The organism is Halomonas fontilapidosi, from assembly GCF_014192285.1.
GTDB lineage: Bacteria > Pseudomonadota > Gammaproteobacteria > Pseudomonadales > Halomonadaceae > Halomonas > Halomonas fontilapidosi.
In genome coordinates this window covers 1-18,506 of record NZ_JACHXQ010000015.1, presented here as the reverse complement: position 1 = coordinate 18,506, position 18,506 = coordinate 1, and the positions used below count along the sequence as shown (strand labels likewise).

At 62.3% G+C, this 18,506-nt stretch carries 20 protein-coding genes and 1 pseudogene; 5 read left to right on the top strand and 16 right to left on the bottom strand.

Features of this window, described 5'->3' with window-relative positions:
* Positions 1-21: 21 nt before the first annotated feature.
* The 7 genes from FHR95_RS17380 to FHR95_RS15970 form a co-directional block, all read right to left on the bottom strand.
* Complete coding sequence (locus tag FHR95_RS17380) at positions 22-744, bottom strand: polysaccharide biosynthesis tyrosine autokinase (RefSeq protein ID WP_343065246.1); 723 nt, start codon at positions 742-744, stop codon at positions 22-24.
* Positions 731-1,141, bottom strand: a complete 411-nt coding sequence (locus FHR95_RS17375) for a GNVR domain-containing protein (RefSeq protein ID WP_343065245.1) — start codon at positions 1,139-1,141, stop codon at positions 731-733. Before FHR95_RS17375 ends, FHR95_RS17380 begins: the two co-directional genes overlap by 14 nt.
* Positions 1,142-1,320: 179 nt before the next feature.
* Entirely contained in the window at positions 1,321-1,626 is a 306-nt protein-coding gene (locus FHR95_RS17370) for a hypothetical protein (RefSeq protein ID WP_343065244.1), read from the bottom strand.
* Between the two features lie 144 nt (positions 1,627-1,770).
* Positions 1,771-2,091 (bottom strand): Wzz/FepE/Etk N-terminal domain-containing protein, encoded by a 321-nt coding sequence (locus tag FHR95_RS17365; protein WP_343065243.1) that lies wholly within the window; start codon positions 2,089-2,091, stop codon positions 1,771-1,773.
* 253 nt (positions 2,092-2,344) lie between these two features.
* A complete protein-coding gene (locus FHR95_RS15980; protein ID WP_183315147.1) occupies positions 2,345-2,686 on the bottom strand; it encodes a four helix bundle protein in 342 nt (113 codons plus the stop codon).
* A gap of 96 nt (positions 2,687-2,782) precedes the next feature.
* Positions 2,783-3,220 carry an arsenate reductase/protein-tyrosine-phosphatase family protein gene (locus FHR95_RS15975; protein WP_183315146.1) on the bottom strand — a complete coding sequence of 146 codons (438 nt, stop codon included), beginning with the start codon at positions 3,218-3,220 and terminating at the stop codon, positions 2,783-2,785.
* Positions 3,220-4,350 carry a polysaccharide export protein gene (locus tag FHR95_RS15970; protein ID WP_183315145.1) on the bottom strand — a complete coding sequence of 377 codons (1,131 nt, stop codon included), beginning with the start codon at positions 4,348-4,350 and terminating at the stop codon, positions 3,220-3,222. Before FHR95_RS15970 ends, FHR95_RS15975 begins: the two co-directional genes overlap by 1 nt.
* A gap of 395 nt (positions 4,351-4,745) precedes the next feature.
* On the opposite strand from FHR95_RS15970, the gene FHR95_RS15965 reads away from it, so the two are divergent.
* Positions 4,746-4,964 (top strand): hypothetical protein, encoded by a 219-nt coding sequence (locus FHR95_RS15965; RefSeq protein ID WP_183315144.1) that lies wholly within the window; start codon positions 4,746-4,748, stop codon positions 4,962-4,964.
* On the opposite strand, the gene FHR95_RS15960 is transcribed toward FHR95_RS15965, so the two are convergent.
* The 5 genes from FHR95_RS15960 to cysQ all read right to left on the bottom strand — a co-directional run bounded on the left by FHR95_RS15960 (position 4,949) and on the right by cysQ (position 9,809).
* A complete protein-coding gene (locus tag FHR95_RS15960; RefSeq protein WP_183315143.1) occupies positions 4,949-6,370 on the bottom strand; it encodes an MBL fold metallo-hydrolase RNA specificity domain-containing protein in 1,422 nt (473 codons plus the stop codon). The two genes, FHR95_RS15965 and FHR95_RS15960, sit on opposite strands and share 16 nt — an antisense overlap.
* 79 nt (positions 6,371-6,449) lie before the next feature.
* A complete protein-coding gene (locus FHR95_RS15955; RefSeq protein ID WP_183315142.1) occupies positions 6,450-7,856 on the bottom strand; it encodes a mannose-1-phosphate guanylyltransferase/mannose-6-phosphate isomerase in 1,407 nt (468 codons plus the stop codon).
* A 74-nt stretch (positions 7,857-7,930) separates the two neighbouring features.
* The gene (locus tag FHR95_RS15950) at positions 7,931-8,191 is read right to left on the bottom strand and encodes an MBL fold metallo-hydrolase (RefSeq protein ID WP_183315141.1); all 261 of its coding nucleotides are present in this window, start codon (positions 8,189-8,191) and stop codon (positions 7,931-7,933) included.
* Between the two features lie 215 nt (positions 8,192-8,406).
* The gene (locus tag FHR95_RS15945) at positions 8,407-8,829 is read right to left on the bottom strand and encodes a phasin family protein (RefSeq protein ID WP_183315140.1); all 423 of its coding nucleotides are present in this window, start codon (positions 8,827-8,829) and stop codon (positions 8,407-8,409) included.
* Positions 8,830-8,963: 134 nt separating this feature from the next.
* Positions 8,964-9,809 carry a 3'(2'),5'-bisphosphate nucleotidase CysQ gene (gene cysQ, locus FHR95_RS15940; RefSeq protein WP_343065242.1) on the bottom strand — a complete coding sequence of 282 codons (846 nt, stop codon included), beginning with the start codon at positions 9,807-9,809 and terminating at the stop codon, positions 8,964-8,966.
* Between the two features lie 345 nt (positions 9,810-10,154).
* On the opposite strand from cysQ, the gene FHR95_RS15935 reads away from it, so the two are divergent.
* Positions 10,155-10,601, top strand: coding sequence for a CopD family protein (locus tag FHR95_RS15935; RefSeq protein ID WP_183315138.1), 447 nt, complete (start codon positions 10,155-10,157; stop codon positions 10,599-10,601).
* Between the two features lie 23 nt (positions 10,602-10,624).
* Here the strand turns inward: FHR95_RS15935 and mscL are convergent, their stop codons facing one another.
* Positions 10,625-11,071 (bottom strand): large conductance mechanosensitive channel protein MscL, encoded by a 447-nt coding sequence (mscL, locus tag FHR95_RS15930; RefSeq protein ID WP_183315137.1) that lies wholly within the window; start codon positions 11,069-11,071, stop codon positions 10,625-10,627.
* A 192-nt stretch (positions 11,072-11,263) separates the two neighbouring features.
* Here mscL and FHR95_RS15925 point away from each other — a divergent pair, with 192 nt between their 5' ends.
* Positions 11,264-12,994: a PglL family O-oligosaccharyltransferase gene (locus FHR95_RS15925; protein WP_183315136.1), complete on the top strand. Its 1,731-nt coding sequence runs from the start codon at positions 11,264-11,266 to the stop codon at positions 12,992-12,994.
* A 9-nt stretch (positions 12,995-13,003) separates the two neighbouring features.
* On the opposite strand, the pseudogene FHR95_RS15920 reads toward FHR95_RS15925, so the two are convergent.
* Positions 13,004-14,010: pseudogene (locus FHR95_RS15920) on the bottom strand (IS30 family transposase).
* Positions 14,011-14,315: 305 nt separating this feature from the next.
* Entirely contained in the window at positions 14,316-15,353 is a 1,038-nt protein-coding gene (locus FHR95_RS15915; RefSeq protein ID WP_183315135.1) for an IS110 family RNA-guided transposase, read from the bottom strand.
* A 199-nt stretch (positions 15,354-15,552) separates the two neighbouring features.
* On the opposite strand from FHR95_RS15915, the gene FHR95_RS15910 reads away from it, so the two are divergent.
* The gene (locus FHR95_RS15910) at positions 15,553-15,699 is read left to right on the top strand and encodes a hypothetical protein (protein ID WP_183315134.1); all 147 of its coding nucleotides are present in this window, start codon (positions 15,553-15,555) and stop codon (positions 15,697-15,699) included.
* Positions 15,700-15,725: 26 nt separating this feature from the next.
* On the opposite strand, the gene FHR95_RS15905 is transcribed toward FHR95_RS15910, so the two are convergent.
* Positions 15,726-16,166, bottom strand: coding sequence for a pilin (locus FHR95_RS15905; RefSeq protein ID WP_183315133.1), 441 nt, complete (start codon positions 16,164-16,166; stop codon positions 15,726-15,728).
* 382 nt (positions 16,167-16,548) lie between these two features.
* Between FHR95_RS15905 and pilB the strand changes: the two genes are divergently transcribed.
* Complete coding sequence (pilB, locus tag FHR95_RS15900) at positions 16,549-18,345, top strand: type IV-A pilus assembly ATPase PilB (RefSeq protein WP_425485307.1); 1,797 nt, start codon at positions 16,549-16,551, stop codon at positions 18,343-18,345.
* Positions 18,346-18,506 lie beyond the last annotated feature (161 nt).

The window sequence follows — 18,506 nt, the reverse complement described above, 5'->3', positions numbered from 1 at the left end:
ACGGCGGGGCCATCCCCTACTCTACCGGTAGGCATAGTTGTAATAGCCATAGCCATAGCCGTAGCCGTAGTGGGTGGCGGCCTTGCGCTCCATGGCATTACGGATCGCGCCCTTGACGGTGACGCCGGCGGTCTCTAGGCGGCGAGTGGCGATCTGCAGTTCCTTGGCAGGGTTCAGCTGGAAGCGGGCGACCATCAGGCTAGTGCCACACTGCTTGCCGACCAGGGCCGCATCCGTCACAGCCAGCACCGGCGGGGTATCGAGGATCACCAGGTCGAACTCGCGGCTGGCCTGCTCGAGGAAGGCAGTGAATCCGGCGTTCATCAGCAGTTCGGCGGGGTTGGGCGGTGCCGTGCCGCGTGCCACGTAGCTCAGGTTCTCGATGCCGCTGTCGCGCACCACCTCCCCCCAGTTTGCCTTGCCGGAGAGCAGCTCCGAGAGCCCGTTTTCGCTGTGACCGCGGAAGGCGTGGTGGATATGGCCCTTGCGCATGTCGGCATCCACCACCAGCACCCTCTGGCCACCGAGGGCGCAGACGGTGGCCAGGTTGACGGAGATGAAGCTCTTGCCGATCCCGGGGCTCGGCCCGGTGATCATCAGGCGATTGTCACCGGCCTCCAGCATGGCGAAGTGCAGGCTGGTGCGCAGCCCCCGCAGCGCCTCCACAGCGGTGTCGGCCGGGGCACGCTCAGCCAGGATACCGGTGACGATGTCGTGGCCAAGGCGCTCGCTACGGCGCTTCATCCCGCTGGACCAGCTTCTGCTGCTCGTCGGAAAGCGGCACGCTGGCATAGACCGGCAGGCCAACCTCCTCGACCTGCTCGGCCGACTCCACGCCACGGCGCAGCAGGCCGCGCACCAGCACGATCCCCACCGCGAGCATGCCGCCCAGCAGGGTCGCCAGCACGACGATCAGTGGTTTCTTGGGTTCCACCGGCTCGGGCTGCACCACGGCCTCATCGAGGATGCGCATGTTGCCCACCGTGCTGGCCTTGGCGATCTTCATCTCCTGGATCTTGTTGCGCAGCTGCAGGTAGACCTCCTGGTTGAGCTCCACGTCGCGCGTGCGGCGCAGCACCTGCTGCTGCGTCTCCGGCAGCGTGTCGATGCGCTCGTTGAGCCTTTCCCGCTCATCGATCAACTACTGCTTCTTCTCCAGCAGGGCCGAATAGGTCGGGTGGCTGAGGGAAAAGCGTCGAGAGATCTCGGACTCGGTAAACTCCAGTTCATTGAGCTGCGCCTCCAGGTTGACCAGTCGCTCCAGGATCGACTGGGTCTCCAGGGAGAGATCGACGCTGTCGCGTTCCGTGCGATAGTCGTTCAGTGCATTCTCGGCCTCGCGCAGCTGTGGCGGTTTTCGGGCTCCTGCCCCTCCAGGAAGTCCAAGCTCTGCTCGATCTCGGCGCTCTGGCGCTGAATGTTCTGCGTCAGGTAAATCTCACTGATGGCATCCAGCACGCGGGCAGCACGCTCGGGGTTAGCATCGGTCAGGGCCAGGTCGAGCAGGCCGCTGTCCTTACCCTGCTGGCTGACGCTAAAACGTGAGCGCAGGTCATTGATTGCCGCCAGGCGCGAGCGCTTGACCAGGGTAAACTCGGCGCCCGGGGCCGCCTTGATCTCGGCCACTTGCAGGGTGGCCTGGCCATCTAGGAAGCTGTTGTCCTCGCCGATCTCGCCCTCCCACAGCGTCTCGCCTTCCAGACTCAGCGTTTAACGGCCCTCATCGCCTGCCGTCAGCGTGAACGCCTCTCCCACCAGGGGCGAATCTACCTAGAAATCCCCGATGTTGATCGCCTCTCCCGCCCAGACGCTGCTCTCCGCAAAGCTGGGCCGCTCGATGCCGAGACGCATCAGGAAGTCGCCGATGACGGGGAAACGTGCCGGCACCACCACCAGGTCGAGCCGCTCCTGGTCCACGACACGGCCAAGCAACAGCCGCGAACGCAGGATACCGATCTGGGTATCGGCCGTGGGCTCCTCGCCGAGCATGGCCCGCACGTCTTCCAGCGGGTTGCTCATCCCCGCCTTGTCCTCCACCTGCACCAGCGCATCCGCCCGGTAGATCGGCGTCGCCTGCAGCGCATAGGCCACGCCCCCCCAGGGCAAACAGGAAGGTAATGCCGATGATCCACCACTTGTGGTCCAGCAGCAGGCCGAAGAGGCGGCCGAGGTAGATTTCGTCATCCGCCACCGCAGGTGGCTTCGTTCCAGGGTTGTGCGAGTCTGACATCTGGGGTGAGTTCTCCGGGCTGGGTGGTTTAGCTACAAGCTACAAGGAGCAAGCTGCAAGGAAACCCAGCGGCCAATCTATTGATGAATAATGAAAATTCTGTTGCGCGTGTTACTAGCGACGGAAAGAGGCCATCAGACCGTGAAGCATCTTGGAAATTTCACGGGTCTCCTGAGCCCACCTCTGTCCCAGAGGCTTACTGATGTAGCCGATCTCGATGCCGATATATATCTGCGTTCTCAGCTCGCCACACGAGCCCTTCGAATAGCTCAGGAACCTGACCCGATCTTTTTCGGTCTCTCGCTCATAGCCTTCGGCGATATTGCTGGCAATCGACAAGGCGGACCGCGTTATCTGGTCCTTGAACCCGAAATCGCGGCAGCTCTTGAGCTCGGTGTAGACATCGGCACACAGCCGAGCGGACCGCTTCCAGACTTGAAGATCCTCGAATTGCATGACGCCACCTCACCAGGACTACTTCCCTTATTGCTCGCCCCTCGCACCTTGCCCTTTGGGGTTCCTTGCAGCTTGTAGCTTGCCCCCTTGTAGCTCCTACAACCGCTTCGCCCACTCCCCGGTGGCCTCCCTCAGCAGGCCGTGCACATGCTCAAACACTTCCCGGCTCTTGCGATACGGGTCGGGGATCTCGCGGCCACGGCCTTCATCGAGCCACTTTCCGAGCAGCATGGTCTTGCCTAATGCCGCGGGGGCGAGGTCGGCGACGGCGTGGCGCTGGCCTTCGCTCATCACCAGGATCAGGTCAGCTTCGGTGAGCATGGCCTCGGTGAGCTGGCGGGCCTGGTGGTCGGCCACGTGTAGGCCGTCGGCCTCGGCGAGCTCGCGGGCGGTGGGCTCGACGCCGTGGCCGACCAGGGCGCCCAGCCCGGCAGAGTCGATTCGCCTGCCGGGCAGCGCCGCGGCGAGCATGGCGGCGGCGACGGGGCTGCGACAGATGTTACCGGTGCAGACGACAAGCAGGTGCTGGAACATCAGAAGTCGTCGCGGAGGTCATTGGCGTCACGCGTCGTCCGCGTGACCTGATAGACCGCGGTCACGGTGGGCAGCAGCTGGCCAATCACGCGGTTCCAGCGGCCCAGCGGCGTGGTGGTCACGTACACCACGTCGGTAAGCTCGAGCCGGAACTCGGTGCCCAGCACCATGGCAGCGGCATTGCGGGCATCCAGCTGGTAGACGGTCGCCAGCTTGTCGCTGCGCTCCGGCTGGCGACGGAAGACGAAGATGCCGCTGGCATCGGCCTGGGCCTCGTCGAAACAACCGGCGCGGCTGAGCGCCTCGGTCAGGCTCATCGGCGAGCGTCCCATGGGCAGGGCCTGGGGCTCGCCCACCTCGCCCATCACGAACACCTGTTGGCTGCCCAGGTCCGGCACATGCAGCACATCGCCGTCCTTCAGCAGCAGGTCCTGGCTGAGCTCTCCCTCGTTGAGCATGTCGTAGAGCGACAGGGTACGCTGCTCGCCGTCACGGAGCAGGACAACCTCATGCCAGTTGGCCTGGGGCCCGAGCCCGCCGGTCAGGCTGATGGCATCCAGCACCGTCATCGGTACATTGGTGACCGGAAGACGGGCAGGCTCGTTCACCTCGCCGGTGACCTGCACCTCCTGCGAATTGAAGGCGGCGATCTTCACCTCCACCTGGGGCGCGGCGATATAGGGCTCGAGGCGCCGCGCCAGTTCATCGCGCACCTCGGTGACGGTTCGCCCGGCCACCTCGACGCGCCCGATGAAGGGATAGTAGATGGTGCCATCCTGGTGGACGGTGTTGCCGGCCTCCTCGACGCTGCGTTCGCTGCCGGTGGGGATCGTCAGATCCGGGTGGTCATAGACGATGATACTCAGTACATCGCCCTTGCCGATGCGATAGCCGTAGTCGTCAATCGCTTCCCACTGCCCCTCGCTGAGCGCCTCGAGCCGCTCGGTATCCGGCGCCGGGCGTTGGAGATTGATCAGCCCCAGGGTGATGGGCTCGATATCAACCAGGTTGTCGACGGGCGCACTCTCACTGCGGGAGGCGAAATGGCTACCCGGCGCATAGGCGCAGCCGGTGAGCAGGATGGCACCACTCAGGGCCGGCAGCAGCTTCATGGGCGTTGAATGGGGCATGAAGGGGAATGCCTGCAAGGTGGAAGGGCCTATGCGTTCGGGCACGCTACCGCCCGGGGGTGTCATGGCGCATCCCCGAGGCCTGTCTCTTTTTGGCAACATGCAACTGTATGTGGTTATTTGGAAATACCGCTGAAAGGGTGCGGACTTTACAATTTTGCGGAAGACATTTCTACCGCCCGGGAGGCGGCGCCCGCCTGAGTCGCCGCTACCGGCTCTACGATCTCACCGAAGAGCGCGACCTCGGCCGCTACTGGGAGGAGTACGACCAGAGCTGGGACTAGGGCCGCCTTAGTCAAACCGACGAGATCGCCTACACCCCGTGGCCGCGTTCTCGTACGAAGACGAGCGACGCGATGGCGTACCATCGGGCCATATCCAGGGAGGGATTGCCCATGAGACCCATCACGCTCGACGTCGACCCCCAGGGCCGGCGCATCCTGTCCTGCGCCTGCGGCACCATCGAGATCGCCCGGGCCAATGACTGGCAGGAGTTCACGATCGAGGCGGTCGACAACGACCTGGCCGTGGTCACCTGCGCCAATTGCGAACGGAATACCCGCCTGGGCCGCCTCGGCGCCGAGGCGGAGACCCCCCCTCACTCCACCTGGTGATCCGCCCCCAGGCTCACCTCGACCTCCCGGCCGGCGTCCCTCGCCCACTGTTCGATCCTCGCCTTGAAGGCGAGCTGGGCGTCGCGTTCCCCGTGGACCAGGCGCACATGGCGCGGTGGATGGCGCATACGGCGGATGAAGTCGAGCAGGTTCTGCTGGTCGGCGTGGGCGGAGTAGCCGCTGACGGTCTCGATATGGGCGCGGATGTCGATGCGCTCGCCGTCGAGCAGTACCCAGCCGCCACTTGGCCCGTAGCGCTGGATGTCGCGGCCCGGGGTGCCGGCGCCCTGGTAGCCGATGAACACCACCGCGTGGCGCGGGTCACCCAGCATGCGCTTGAGGTAATTGACCACCCGCCCGCCGGTGACCATGCCGCTGGCGGCGATCACAACCGCCGGGCGGTGGGTGCGCGCCAGGTACTCCACGGTCTGCTCGTGCTCGTCGTGGCTGTCCACGGTGTAGAGGTTATCGAAGCTCAGCGGGTGGCGCCCGCCGCGCAGCCGACGCTGGGCCTCGGCATCCCACCAGGGCCTGAGCTCGCGGTAGACCTCGGTGAAGCGCGCGGCCAATGGCGAGTCGACGATGATCTCGAGCTCGCGCCAGCGCGGATCCGTGGCGCCGTGGATCAGCCCCTCGAGCTCGTAGAGCAGCTCCTGGGTACGGCCGATACTGAAGGCGGGGATCACCACGCTGCCGGCGCTCTCCAGCGCACGGTCGATGGCGCCCTTGAGCCGCGCCCGGCGGGTGGTGCGGTCCTCGTGGCGGAGGCCGCCGTAGGTGCTCTCGATCACCAGGGTGTCAGCGCGATATGGGGACCTGGGTGCCGGCAGCAGCGTCGAGTAAGGCGCGCCCAGGTCGCCGGAGAACACCGTGCGGCTTGACTCGCCCGTGGCGTGGTCGCGCACGTCGACCTCCACGTAGGCCGAGCCGAGGATATGGCCAGCGCGCTGCAGCTTGACGCGGATCCGATGGCGAGTGTCATCGATCACGGTATGCCACTGCCGGTAATCCAGCGGCACCAGCCGCCCCTCCACCTCGCCTAGGAAGCGCTCGATCAGCGCCCGGTCGCGGGTGAAGCCGATCTTCAGCGCATCCTCGATCACCAGCGGCAGCAGCCGCGCGGAGGGCACCGAACAGAGGATAGGCCCGCGATAGCCCGCGGCCAGCAGGTAGGGCAGCCGGCCGATATGGTCGATATGCACATGGGTGACCACCAGCGCCAGCACGTCGTCCACCGGGAAGCGCACCCGGTGCTGCTCGAGGCTGTCGAGATGGTCGGCGTCCTGGCCCTGGAAGAGCCCGCAATCCATCAGCAGTGCGCGCTCCTCGCTGACCTGCAGGCGATGGCAGCTGCCAGTCACGCCTTCGGCGGCGCCGTGATGGCGTATCTGTGGCGTATCGTGCATGCGGGTGGCCTCCCCTATCTGTCAACGTCGTTGTCACCGAAACAGATTGAGAGGTGATGCTCCTCGTGGCTTGCCGATATCAAAAGCGCCCGTAGCGGTCGTCGAAGCGCACGATGTCATCCTCGCCCAGGTAGGCCCCCGATTGCACCTCGATCAGCTCCAGCGGAATCTTGCCCGGATTCTCCAGGGCATGGACCTGGCCGATGGGGATATAGGTCGACTCGTTCTCGCTGACGAGGCGGGTAGTCTCGCCGATGGTGACCTTCGCGGTGCCCGAGACCACCACCCAGTGCTCAGCGCGGTGGTGGTGCAACTGCACCGAGAGCCTGCCGCCGGGCTTCACGGTAATGCGCTTGACCTGATAGCGCTCTCCCTTATCGATGCTGTCGTAGACACCCCAGGGGCGATAGACCTCGCGATGGCTCTGCTGCTCGCTACGTCCTTCTGCCTTGAGGCGCGCGACGATCTGCTTGACCTCCTGCACGCGATCCTTGCGGGCCACCAACACGGCGTCCTTGGTCTCCACTACCACCAGGTCCTCGACGCCCAGCGTAGCCACCAGGCGGTGGTCGGCATGCACCAACAGGTTGTGGCTGTCGTGAAGCATCACGTCACCCTGGCAGGCATTGCCTTGCCCATCGCGCTCGCTGACCGCCCACAGCGCCGACCAGGAACCGATATCGCTCCAGCCCGCCTCCAGCGGCACCACACTGGCATGCTCGGTACGCTCCATCACCGCGTAGTCGACGGAATCCGCCGGGCAGGCCTTGAAGGCCTCGGCGTCCAGCCGGGTAAAGTCGAGATCCTCGCTGGCCCCGGCCAGGGCCGCGCGACAAGCTGCCACCATGGCCGGCTGGAAGCGCTCGAGCTCCTCCAGGTAGCGCTTGGCCGAGAACAGAAACATGCCGCTGTTCCAGTAATAGTCGCCGCTGGCCAGGTAGTTCTCGGCGGTTAGCCGGTCGGGCTTCTCGACGAAGCGCATGACCCGGAAACCGACATCACCCTGCCGCTCGCCACGCTGGATATAACCGTAGCCGGTCTCGGCATGGGTGGGCACCACGCCGAAGGTGACCAGTTGGCCCTGCTCAGCAAGCGTGCGGGCATGAGCCACGCTCTCGTGGAACTGCGCCACGTCGCGAATCAGATGATCGGCGGCCAGCACCAGCAGCAGCGCTTCAGGCTCCGCTTCTAGAGCCTGAAGTGACGCCAGGGCGATGGCCGGCGCGGTATTGCGGCCTTCCGGCTCGAGCAGGATGCGAGCCTCGCCAATGCCCTGCTGGCGCACCTGCTCGGCCACCAGGAAGCGATGCGCCTCGTGGCAGATCAACAGCGGTGCGCGGTGCTCGAGCGGTGAGAGTCGCTTGAGCGTCTCCTGCAGCATGCTGCCCTCGCCGGTCAGCGACAGGAACTGCTTAGGGTGCCACTGGCGCGACAGCGGCCACAAGCGCGAGCCACTGCCCCCGGCCATGATGACGGGGGTAATCATGAGGAATCTCCGTATCCGCCTTTCAGGATGGAACAGCCGTCAGGTAGGCACGCGTATTGGCATGCACCATTTCATCATGAGCGATGGCCCGCCGCCAGCAGGTAGGGCAGCCGGCCGATATGGTCGATATGCACATGGGTGACCACCAGCGCCAGCACGTCGTCCACCGGGAAGCGCACCCGGTGCTGCTCGAGGCTGTCGAGGTGGTCGGCGTCCTGGCCCTGGAAGAGCCCGCAATCCACCAGCAATGCGTGCTCCTCGCTCACCTGCAGGCGATGACAGCTGCCGGTCACGCCCTCGGCGGCGCCATGGTGAACAATCCGTGGAGTCTGCATCCGGGTGGCCTCCCTGCCCACTAACCAATACCTGCTATCCTGCTATCCGATGCCCTCAGTATAGGCAAGGTGGGCGTCGAAGCCCCTACCCATGCATGCTGAAAAGTCTGGCATGGTGGTCTGGATGGGCATCGTAAACACCGACAGGCCGCCGATCACTGATCGGCGGCCTGTCGAGATATCACGCTGCCCGGCCCGCAGGCCGGGGGCAAGGCTTAGTTGGCAGCCTTGGGGGCGGCTTCCTTGACCACCTTGGTAGCGGTCTCGGTGGCCTTCTTGGCGCCTTCCTGGGCCTGCTTGACGTTGCTCTCGGTCAGCTTCTGGCTTTCCTTGGCAAACTCCTGCTGCAGGGCCACCACCTTCTCGGCGTCGCCCTTCAGGCGCTCGGTCAGCTCGTTGGCGACCTTCTGCTGGCCTTCCATATAGCTCTTGAGGCCTTCGGCGTCCTTGACCTCCATCAGGCTGCGCAGCTGCGCCAGGCTGGTGTCGGTGTAGGCCTGGGCGGCCTCGAACTGGGCATTGACCAGCTTCTCGGTCATATCGACCGAGAGCGCGGCAAAGGCGCGCGCCGGCGCGAGCATGGACTCAAACTGAGCGGTGTCGAACTGCTTGGTATCAAACGCGAATACGTTGGTCATGATGGAACCTCCTGGGCTCTGGATGACATGGAACGGGAGACTCCCGCTCTGCTGCAGTGCACAATAGCAGGCAGTTTTGTGCAGTGCAACATGCATCGCACCCAACTCGTTTCAGCTCGTCTCACGTTCGGCCCTCAGCGGGTTGTTGGCGTCTCTTTCAGCGCCTCGGCAAGCGCCCGCTGCCAACGCGCATCGCGCTGGCCGCAGGCGATAAAGCCGGGGTTGAGCAGGCTTTCCTGCTGATTGCAGCGCAGCGGCTGCAGGGTCGCGGCGTCCAGTACCTGCCCGCCGGCGGCAGTCACCACGGCCTGGGCGGCGGCGGTGTCCCACTCGCTGGTCGGCGCCAGGCGCGGATACAGATCAGCCTTGCCCTCAGCGATCAGGCAGAACTTCAGGGAGCTGCCGATATCGCGCGTGACATGCGCCGGCAACGCCTGGCAGAAGGCTATGAAGGCCTCACGGCCGTTGCGGCGGCTGCCCGCCACCTGCCAGGGCTCACGATCGGGATCGGGCAGTTCGCGCACGCCGATGGCGCGCTCGCGCTCTCCTTCGCGCCGAAAGGCCCCCTGCCCGACCTGGCCCCACCAGGTCACCGGCCTCTCGGGCAGCGCCGGCGCGTAGACGATGCCGAACACCGGCACCCCCGCCTCGACCAGCGCCACATTGAGGGTAAATTCCCCGTTGCCGGCGATGAATTCGCGAGTGCCGTCCAGGGGGTCGACCAGCCAGAAGCGTGCCCAGTGCCGGCGGGTCGCGAAGGGAATCTCGTCCGACTCCTCGGAGAGAACCGGCATGCCCGGCGTTTCGCGCTCGAGCAGCGCCAGCAGGGCATGGTGCGACGCCATATCGGCCTCGGTAAGCGGACTGTCGTCGGCCTTGTGCTCAACGGCGTACGCTCGGCGATAGATCGCCATCACCTCGCGCCCCGCAGCCACCACGCCGGCGATCAGCCGCTCGATCGCCTCAGGTTCCAGCCTCATGGCCATTCTCCTTCACTGCTGCTACGACTTAGGTCGTAGACAAGCGTTTGACCTCGGGTATAATGGAAAAAAGTTTCATATTGATCAGGCCCATCGGGCCGCGGAGACACCTTATGACCGTTATGCCATTGACCAGCATCTGGGACCAACCCCTTCCGCCAAGGGCGCCGCGCGCGGCCCGTCGTCGCCGCAGCAACGAACGCTTCCTGACGATCTGGAGTCGCCCAAGCGCGCGACTGCCGAAGAAGATGGCGCGAGCCCCACGCACCCATCGCCTGCCGCGCTTCTATATCTGAACGTGCTCTGCTCGCCGGCTCAGCCCGTTAAGCGAGCGTTGGAGGCACCATGAACGCCACTATGCTGCTCCTGCACCTGCTGGGCGCCACCGTCTGGACCGGCGGGCACCTGGTGCTGGCGGTGACCATCCTGCCGCGGGTGCTGAAGGGCAAGGACGTGGCGGCACTTCACTGGTTCGAGCAGGGCTACGAACGCATCGGCATGCCGGCGCTACTGGTGCAGGTCGTCACCGGGCTGTGGCTAGCATGGCAGAAGCTGCCCTCCCTGGCGCTATGGTTCTCGGCCGAGGGCGGCCCGGTGGCCCAGCTGATCCAGGCCAAGCTCGCCTTGCTCGGCCTCACCGCCCTGGTGGCGGCGCACGCCCGCTTCCGGGTCATCCCGCGCCTCTCGCCCGCCACCCTCCCGCTGATGGGCTGGCATATCCTCGCCGTCACCGGGCTCTCGGTGCTGTTCGTGGTGGCGGGGCTGTCGTTTCGGGTGCGCTGGGGGCTCTGAGCCTCCTATGCCTCCCTCTCACATCAGTCATCCGGTGATGGCCTCGGCGCCTGTTCCCTGCGCAGTTCATCGCGGATCTCGCGCAGCAGCAGGATTTCCTCTGGGGGCGCCGTGGGTTCGGTGGGCGCCGCGGTCTGCTGGCGGCGCAGGCGATTGATGCCCTTCACCAGCAGGAAGACCGCGAAGGCCACGATCAGGAAGCTGACCACATTGTTGACGAACACCCCGACGTTGAGGGTCACCGCGCCTGCCGCCGTGGCGTCGGCCAGGGTGGCATAGGGCCCCTCGCCCTTGAGCACCAGGAAGATATCGGAGAAGTCGACGCCGCCCATCAGCAGCCCGATGGGCGGCATCAGCACGTCGTTGACCAGGCTCTTGACGATGGTCCCGAAGGCCCCGCCGATGATGATCCCCACCGCCATGTCCACCACGTTGCCGCGCACGGCGAATTCCTTGAACTCCTTGAACATGCCCGTTTCTCCTTTGCGATCCGCCGCCCTGTGCAGCCGGGTTGAAAAAGTGTAACGCGAAAGCATGGGAAACCCTTTCCCGTAAGGCCTCACTGCGCTTTACATCGGCTGCCCACCCCGCGACACTAGTCATGTTACATTCCGATACGAATCGAATGAGAAGACCAAGCCATTAAGGCCGCAGGGACTGCCATGACCACCGATACCGCCCCCAACCGCCGCCTGATCAAGTGGTTCATCGGCACGGCGATATTCACCTTCACTGTACTGCTGCACGTCACCTTCCCCAATATTGGTGGTTCAGGCTTGCAAATGCCCTCGAACAGTGCCGTGTGGCTAGGGTTCGCCTTGATGATGGCAATTGCCATGTGGCCAGCTACCCGAGGGGTGATCCGTTATAGCAAGTTCCATATCGGGCTCGGGTTGCTGCTGCTGGCCCTCTGGCTGCCCTTCATCTGGTCCTGGAACGAAGCCTCACTGATCGCCCTGCCGCGGATGTTTACGGTGACCGCCGGGGCCATACTTTTGCTAGGGCTCGCCCAACTGCAGCCAACTTGTCGTGACTGGTATTGGTTAGGCATGGCAATCCTGCTCGGTGTGCTGTTGGAAGCCATTTATGCAATTGTTCAATATTATCTTCTTGGGCCAGGGTTATGGCTATCATATGACCCTGAATACGGGAGACCTTTTGGCGTCTTCCAACAACCCAATGTACTTGCCACTTTCCTGACTACTGGCCTGGTAATTTCAGCGCGGCTCATGCGTGATCTAAGGAGCCGACCATTGACGGTACTGGCAAGCTTTGCGCCATTATTGATTCCATTGCCTGTTTTTCTAACCTATTCACGCATAGGCTGGCTAAGCTTTTTAATTATCGTCCCGATCCTACTAGTATATCTCTTTCTGACGGGGCGTCGTCAGTTTATTATTTGGGCAGGATTACTTATCATCGGCATCCTGATTGCTTATGTAGGCTTAATAAATATTGAAACAAGCCCGAGAGATCCCACGTCGACCAATACCGTCAACCTAAGAATTGGGAAGATTCTTCATTCTATAAATATGATCATGGATAAACCTGTAACCGGATGGGGCTACGGCAGGTTTCAGCATGACTTCATAAACAGCCTTGCCGAAGCGCGCGCTTCGGACGCTGGAGTGAACCTAGTCATCACCACCAATTTGTCACATCCACACAACGAACTACTTCTCTGGGGCATTGAAGGTGGTTTATTGCCTATGACAGCCATGCTTTGCATGGGCATATATGTCATGTATAGAGTTTTCTTCAGCAAGTTAGGTAAAGAACGAATTATATTATTCTGCCTTCCTCTCCCACTTTTACTACACAGTATGACAGAGCTTCCTTTTTATCATTCAACCACACACTTCCTTACTTTTGTTTTACTTCTTGGATTCATAGTTGCAGTTGCAGAAAAAACTTCCACGCGTGATTTCCGCTACACATTTAGCATTAAAATAGGTGCTTTTTTTGCCACACCACTGCTCCTGCTCTTCTTCGCGACTCACTTGCACACCCTGTTCAAGATTGCTGACTATGCGTATAAGATAACAGAAAGCCGCGATCCTTTAGGAGACATCATCAACCCGTTTGGCATGTACCGACAACTGGAATTTCTTCAGATGTCGCGCCAAGTAAATGCAGGAGTCGCTATAGGCTTTACAAGAGCCGCTGAAGATTACATCCACTGGGCAGAAGAGTCCAAGAGACTGGTACCCCGCCCGGAGCTTTATTACAACTTAATTCTAGCGTATCGAGCATTGGAAGATGATGCTGCTGTAAAGAGAGTAGAAAGTGAAGCAGAATGGCTCTACCCGACATTCAGGTCCATGTACAAGAACAAGAGGGAAGATCATGCTGAAGCAATGGAAGAGATATCTTCAAGCATCTCAAGACCCTAGAGCCTGAATTCAAGAAATAAGCGCAGCACCTGCGGTATCCAGGGCTCCTGAGTATTCCCCCAGAAACACCTGTGCCGGTGTCCGACAGCCGAGCCGTTTTCGAGGGCGGTCATTCAACTTCCTGACCACCCTGCACAACTCGGCGTCGGTGACCTGGCGGAAGTCCGTTACCTTGGGAAAGTACTGCCGTATCAGGTCATTCGTGTTCTTGTTGGTCATTGAGACCGCCGTCCCACGCTGCCCGGAACAATAGGGATCACAGAAGTACGTCGCTGCCGTCACCGCCTTGGCCACGGCTTCGTGGTAGGCGAATTCCGAGCCATTGTCCAGCGTGATGCTCTGGACAGCTCCCCGACGAGGCTTCAAAAGGCGGATCATGGCCGCTTGTGTCAGCTCCGCCGAGATCCTAGGCAGCCGTGCCGCCAGCAGAAAGCCGCTGCGACGTGCGACCAGTGTGACCAGGCCCGATTGCTTGTGCCCCTGGATCACGGTGTCGCCCTCCCCGTGACCGATGAAACGACGGTCATCAGCCTCTGCCGGGCGGTGCTCGATACCTACCCGGTTGGAGATCTTGCCCAGCCCAGCGCTCTTGGCCTTAGCGCGATGCTTGCTGCGACGTTTGGGCTGATGGAGGTGCCGCCAGAGATCGCCACTCGGCGCCTTGCAATCCCAGATCAAGGAGTAGATCCACTGATGACTGACGCCTACCCCGGCCAATGGGGCTATGAAGCTGCTGATTTGCTGAGGGTTCCACTCCTCACGCAGCCGGCCGACAACGGCGGTGATCATGCTCGGCAAGCGCTTCGTCCATTTCCAGGCGGTACGGCGCCGATGATCACTGAGAACTTGGGCCTGCTGAGGATCGTAGCCTCCTGAGGTGGCGTTGCGCCGGAGCTCACGACTGATCGTACTGCTATGGAGGCCCAGCTCTCTGCCGATCTGTCGCTGGTCATGCCCACGTCATAGCGGGCGTGGATCTGGTATCGTTGGTTCTGGGTCAGCTGTCGGTATCCCATGTTCTGCTTCACTTTGGTCGTATATGGAGTCCTCCCCGTTTGCAAGCATGTGGCACGGTGGCTGATAGGAACGACTGCACACGTATATCCGGTCTTGCTAGTGATGCCTGGGGCATCGGACCCTGATGGGCTATCCGCACGTCAGGTCCCAGTTGGTGAGGCGAGCTACAAGCTCTTCGACCAAAACGGGTTTTTCTGGCGTCCGTTCGACCTGTTTGCCATCTTCCAGCATGCTCAGCAATCGTGGTGGCGGGTGACCTCAGTGAAGTGAAACGGTGTCAACGGCTAAATACGGCAGTTCGGGACTACGTGGTCTGAGCCGCCATGTCAGGATCGTAGGACGTATCATGGTGCGTGTTGGCCCACGCAATTCGAGCCGTCTTGTTGGCCAACGCCACAATCGCCACGTTGACGTGCTTTCGCTCCGTCAGTTGTCGGAGCCAGTTGCTCAGGTTGTCATCCTTTGTTCCCGTGTAGCGCACCACCGCTCGGGCACCATGGACCAGTAACGTGCGCAGATAACTGTCACCGCGCTTGCTGATGCCCAACAAGCGATCGCGCCCGCCGGTGCTGTGTTGGCGCGGCGTCAGGCCCAGCGAGGCGGCAAAATCTCGCCCGCATTTGAAGGCCTTGGCATCTCCCAGGGCCCCGCTCAGAGCGCTGGCAGTGATCGTGCCAACGCCCCTCAGGGTCATCAGGCGTTTGGCTACTGGGTCGGTAAGGGCATGCTGTTCGATGCGATCGGTCATCGCGGCGATGCGCTCGTTGAGATAACGCAGGTCGTCTGCGAGGCCTGCCAGCAGGATCCGGAAATCGTCCGTCAGTCCGTTCTCTGCATCCTCCAGCCAGCACGGCAAGGTGGCACGTAACTGACCCATACCGGTAGGGGCTACCAAGCCGTACTCACTGACCAGGCCGCGAATCTGGTTGGCCTTGGCGGTGCGTTGCTGGACCAGTTCACTACGGATGCGATGCGCCGCCTGCACGTCCTGTTGAGCGACTGTCTTGATAGTGACGAAGCGCATGTGAGGGCGCGCCATGGCCTCACAGATTGCCTCGGCATCCGCCCGGTCATTCTTGTTGCTCTTGACGTAGGGTTTCACGAACTGGGCGGCGATCAGCTTGACGCGATAGCCACGTGCTTGAAGCGCGCGTGCCCAGTGATGGGATGAAGAGCAGGCTTCCATGCCAATCTCGGCACCTACGGGAACGCGTTTGACGATGGCATCCAGCCACTTGTCGCGCTTGTACTTGCCATACCATGCGACCTGGTCGTGACGGTCCACGCCATGGACATGGAAGACGGATTTGGCAATATCGACGCCAACACGTGAAATGCTCATGGGATGCTCTCCTCTGCCAGGGGCCTTACCCACTCAGTTTGGCGCATCGGCGCCGGGAGGGTGGGGAGGACTCCATCCCATTGGTAAAGCAGGGAGGGTACCGGCGCTGGCCCTCCTGCCTCTACCGTGGTGTCCAAAGTGCTGCGGTTATTCTATGAATCCAGGATCTACAGCAGCCAAGATTTTGAGGAAATGAAAAATGACTGGTTCATTTTCCGATCACATTGCGCTGGGAGGAACTACAGAAAAATTTTTCTTACTATCCACTACCCAGGCAGACCTTTCAAATGGTTCTGGCACCAGAAAACCAAAAAAAACCGGGCAATGCCCGGCATTTAAATTATAGACTAAAATCTAAAAAATTCGTTATATTTATTTACAATACTGCGGGAGATAGTCTTGTGTGATATCTGAAGTACAGCCCCAATTTCCAGATTCATCTCTACTGAGATAGATATAGGAGGTTGAATTTCCTTCGGCTCTTTGAACAGCACCGCTCTTGTCAAAGACAAAGCTTATAGCATCGGAAATGGCTGAACCTGCAAACGGAGTGGTGGCAATAGTACCATAAGTATGATCGGAGTTAAGCCCGATATCTTCAGGTGTCGCTAATGCATCACCGGTATAGAGATTAGAGTCATAAGTCGTCTGGCCACCACGGATTGTGGAAAGAGCTGAAGAAACTTCAGACCTCACCACGTAATCTTGGTACCTCGGAATCGCGATTGCCGCCAGGATACCGATGATCGCCACCACGATCAGCAACTCGATCAGGGTAAAACCGCCCTGCCCGGTCTTCACGTATTTCTGCATGCCTTGTCTCTTCATGGCCCTGCCCCTTGCTCCTGTCCGCCGTGGCGCGTCTGGCGTCTGCCTTCTTCTCGCCACCCGTGCGGGTTCACGTTAGGTGGTCAGGATGAGCCGTCTCAGGCCTTGCCTGGCCACCGGGTTCATCGAGCGTCATACTGCCCGGTAAGGGTTACATTAAGTTACGATCTGCAACCCTGCAAGGGGCATTGTAGCTGAAAGGTGAGTGGGTAGCAGAAATTTCATACCAGCGTATGAGCCAAAGTGCGAGGAAAAGGTTGAATGCGCGTGGTGCCGCGCTGGGCGGGGGGTGGCCACAGAGGCTAGAATCAGCGCAGACGACACTCTCCAGCTACAGCTGCACCTTGGCTGCGACACATGAGACGCCATGAACGACTACCGCCCCCCCTCCCCCGAGATGCCGCCGGCCGCCCCGGAACCCACGCCCTCACCGCTGCATGGCGCCACCCACCGCGGCGGGTTGCGCGGGCTCGCCCGGCGCCTGGTGAGCGATGGCCTGCTGGGCGAGGCGGCGGCGGTGCGCGCCGAGAGCGAGGCCCGCGAGTCTGAGCTGTCGCTGCTCGAGCACCTGATCGAGGCGGGCATCGTGCCGGCTCGAAAGGCCACGCTATCCGCCGCCTGGGAGTATGGCCTGCCGATCATCGACCTGGACGCCATCCGCCTGGAGAGCCTGCCCCCGGCGGCGGACTACCCGGACAAGATCCTGCGCCGGCTGGGCGTGCTGCCGCTGGTGCGCCACGGCCATCGGCTCACCGTGGCGGTGCCCTACCCCTCGACGCTCGCCCTGCTGGACGAGCTGCAGTTCGCCACCGGCCTCACGCCTGAAGGCGTGCTGGCCCCGGTGGACCAGCTCGGCCCAGTGCTGGAGGGATATCTCGCCCGCAGCGAGCGAAGCATGCTCGACGAGCTGGGCGACGTCGACGACGCCGTGGGCCAGCTCGCCTATGACGAGGGCGTGGTGGACGCCACCGATGAGCAGGCAGCAGTGGCCGCGGCCGGCGACGACGCGCCCATCGTCAAGTTCGTCAACAAGATCCTGCTGGACGCCATCCACCGCGGCGCCTCGGACATCCACTTCGAGCCCTACGAGACCAGCTACAGGGTTCGCTTTCGCATTGATGGCATCCTCCACGACGTGGCCCACCCGCCCTTCGCCATGCGTTCGCGCATCTCGGCGCGCCTCAAGGTGATGTCGCGGCTGGATATCTCGGAGCGCCGCCTCCCCCAGGACGGCGCCATCAAGCTCAAGCTCTCCACCACCCGCTCCATCGACTTTCGCGTCAATTCGCTGCCCACGGTGTACGGCGAGAAGGTGGTGCTGCGCATCCTCGACCCCAGCTCGGCGCAGCTGGGCATCGAGCAACTGGGCTTTACCCCCGAGCAGCGCGCCATGTACGAGGGGGTGCTGGACGACCCCCAGGGCATGATCCTGGTCACCGGGCCCACCGGCAGCGGCAAGACGGTAACCCTCTACACCGGCATCAACATCCTCAACCAGGTGGAGCGCAATATCTGCACCGCCGAGGACCCGGTGGAGATCAAGGTACCGGGGGTCAACCAGGTGAACGTGCTGCCCAAGATCGGTCTGACCTTCGCCAGCGCCCTGCGTGCCTTCCTGCGCCAGGACCCGGACGTGGTGATGGTCGGCGAGATCCGCGACCTGGAGACCGCCGAGATCGCCGTCAAGGCCTCCCAGACGGGCCACCTGGTGCTCTCCACCGTGCACACCAACTCGGCGGCGGAGACCCTGACCCGCCTGGCCAACATGGGCGTGGCGCCCTTTAATATCGCGAGCTCCGTGAGCCTGATCATCGCCCAGCGCCTGGCACGGCGGCTGTGCAAGCGCTGCAAGCAGCCGGCGGACATCCCCCGCGAGGTGCTGCTGCAGCAGGGCTTCACGGAAGACGAAGTGGCCAATTCCACCATCTATGAGCCGGTGGGCTGCAAGCACTGCACCCAGGGCTTCAAGGGCCGGGTGGGCATCTACGAGGTGGTGCCGATCAGTGACGACATGAGCCATCTGATCATGACCCAGGGCAACTCCCGAGACTTCGACACCCAGGCGCGCCAGGAGGGCCACCCGGACCTGCGGCGCAGTGGGCTGCTGAAGGTGATGCAGGGGCTGACCAGCCTGGCCGAGGTCAACCGGGTGACGAAGGATTAGCGAAAAGCGGCCAAGCGGCCAAGCGGCCAAGCGGCCAAGCGGCCAAGCGGCCAAGCGGCGCATTATTGTAGACATCATGGATTGACCTGCCCCTCCTCAACGTCGTGGGTTACGTTGAGGTTGAGGCACCAACACAGAGCCACTATTGAGGGAGGCAGGTC

Excerpts from the sequence above, each read along its gene's own strand:
- FHR95_RS15965 (WP_183315144.1), top strand. The coding sequence starts at position 4,746 with ATGAGACCCATCACGCTCGACGTCGACCCCCAGGGCCGGCGCATCCTG.
- FHR95_RS15960 (WP_183315143.1), bottom strand. The coding sequence starts at position 6,370 with ATGCACGATACGCCACAGATACGCCATCACGGCGCCGCCGAAGGCGTG.
- mscL (WP_183315137.1), bottom strand. The coding sequence starts at position 11,071 with ATGTTCAAGGAGTTCAAGGAATTCGCCGTGCGCGGCAACGTGGTGGAC.
- cysQ (WP_343065242.1), bottom strand. The coding sequence starts at position 9,809 with ATGAGGCTGGAACCTGAGGCGATCGAGCGGCTGATCGCCGGCGTGGTG.
- FHR95_RS15970 (WP_183315145.1), bottom strand. The coding sequence starts at position 4,350 with ATGCCCCATTCAACGCCCATGAAGCTGCTGCCGGCCCTGAGTGGTGCC.
- FHR95_RS17380 (WP_343065246.1), bottom strand. The coding sequence starts at position 744 with ATGAAGCGCCGTAGCGAGCGCCTTGGCCACGACATCGTCACCGGTATC.
- FHR95_RS15910 (WP_183315134.1), top strand. The coding sequence starts at position 15,553 with ATGACTGGTTCATTTTCCGATCACATTGCGCTGGGAGGAACTACAGAA.
- FHR95_RS15925 (WP_183315136.1), top strand. The coding sequence starts at position 11,264 with ATGACCACCGATACCGCCCCCAACCGCCGCCTGATCAAGTGGTTCATC.
- FHR95_RS15950 (WP_183315141.1), bottom strand. The coding sequence starts at position 8,191 with ATGCAGACTCCACGGATTGTTCACCATGGCGCCGCCGAGGGCGTGACC.
- FHR95_RS15945 (WP_183315140.1), bottom strand. The coding sequence starts at position 8,829 with ATGACCAACGTATTCGCGTTTGATACCAAGCAGTTCGACACCGCTCAG.
- FHR95_RS15975 (WP_183315146.1), bottom strand. The coding sequence starts at position 3,220 with ATGTTCCAGCACCTGCTTGTCGTCTGCACCGGTAACATCTGTCGCAGC.
- FHR95_RS15980 (WP_183315147.1), bottom strand. The coding sequence starts at position 2,686 with ATGCAATTCGAGGATCTTCAAGTCTGGAAGCGGTCCGCTCGGCTGTGT.
- FHR95_RS15905 (WP_183315133.1), bottom strand. The coding sequence starts at position 16,166 with ATGCAGAAATACGTGAAGACCGGGCAGGGCGGTTTTACCCTGATCGAG.
- pilB (WP_425485307.1), top strand. The coding sequence starts at position 16,549 with ATGAACGACTACCGCCCCCCCTCCCCCGAGATGCCGCCGGCCGCCCCG.
- FHR95_RS15935 (WP_183315138.1), top strand. The coding sequence starts at position 10,155 with ATGAACGCCACTATGCTGCTCCTGCACCTGCTGGGCGCCACCGTCTGG.
- FHR95_RS15915 (WP_183315135.1), bottom strand. The coding sequence starts at position 15,353 with ATGAGCATTTCACGTGTTGGCGTCGATATTGCCAAATCCGTCTTCCAT.
- FHR95_RS15955 (WP_183315142.1), bottom strand. The coding sequence starts at position 7,856 with ATGATTACCCCCGTCATCATGGCCGGGGGCAGTGGCTCGCGCTTGTGG.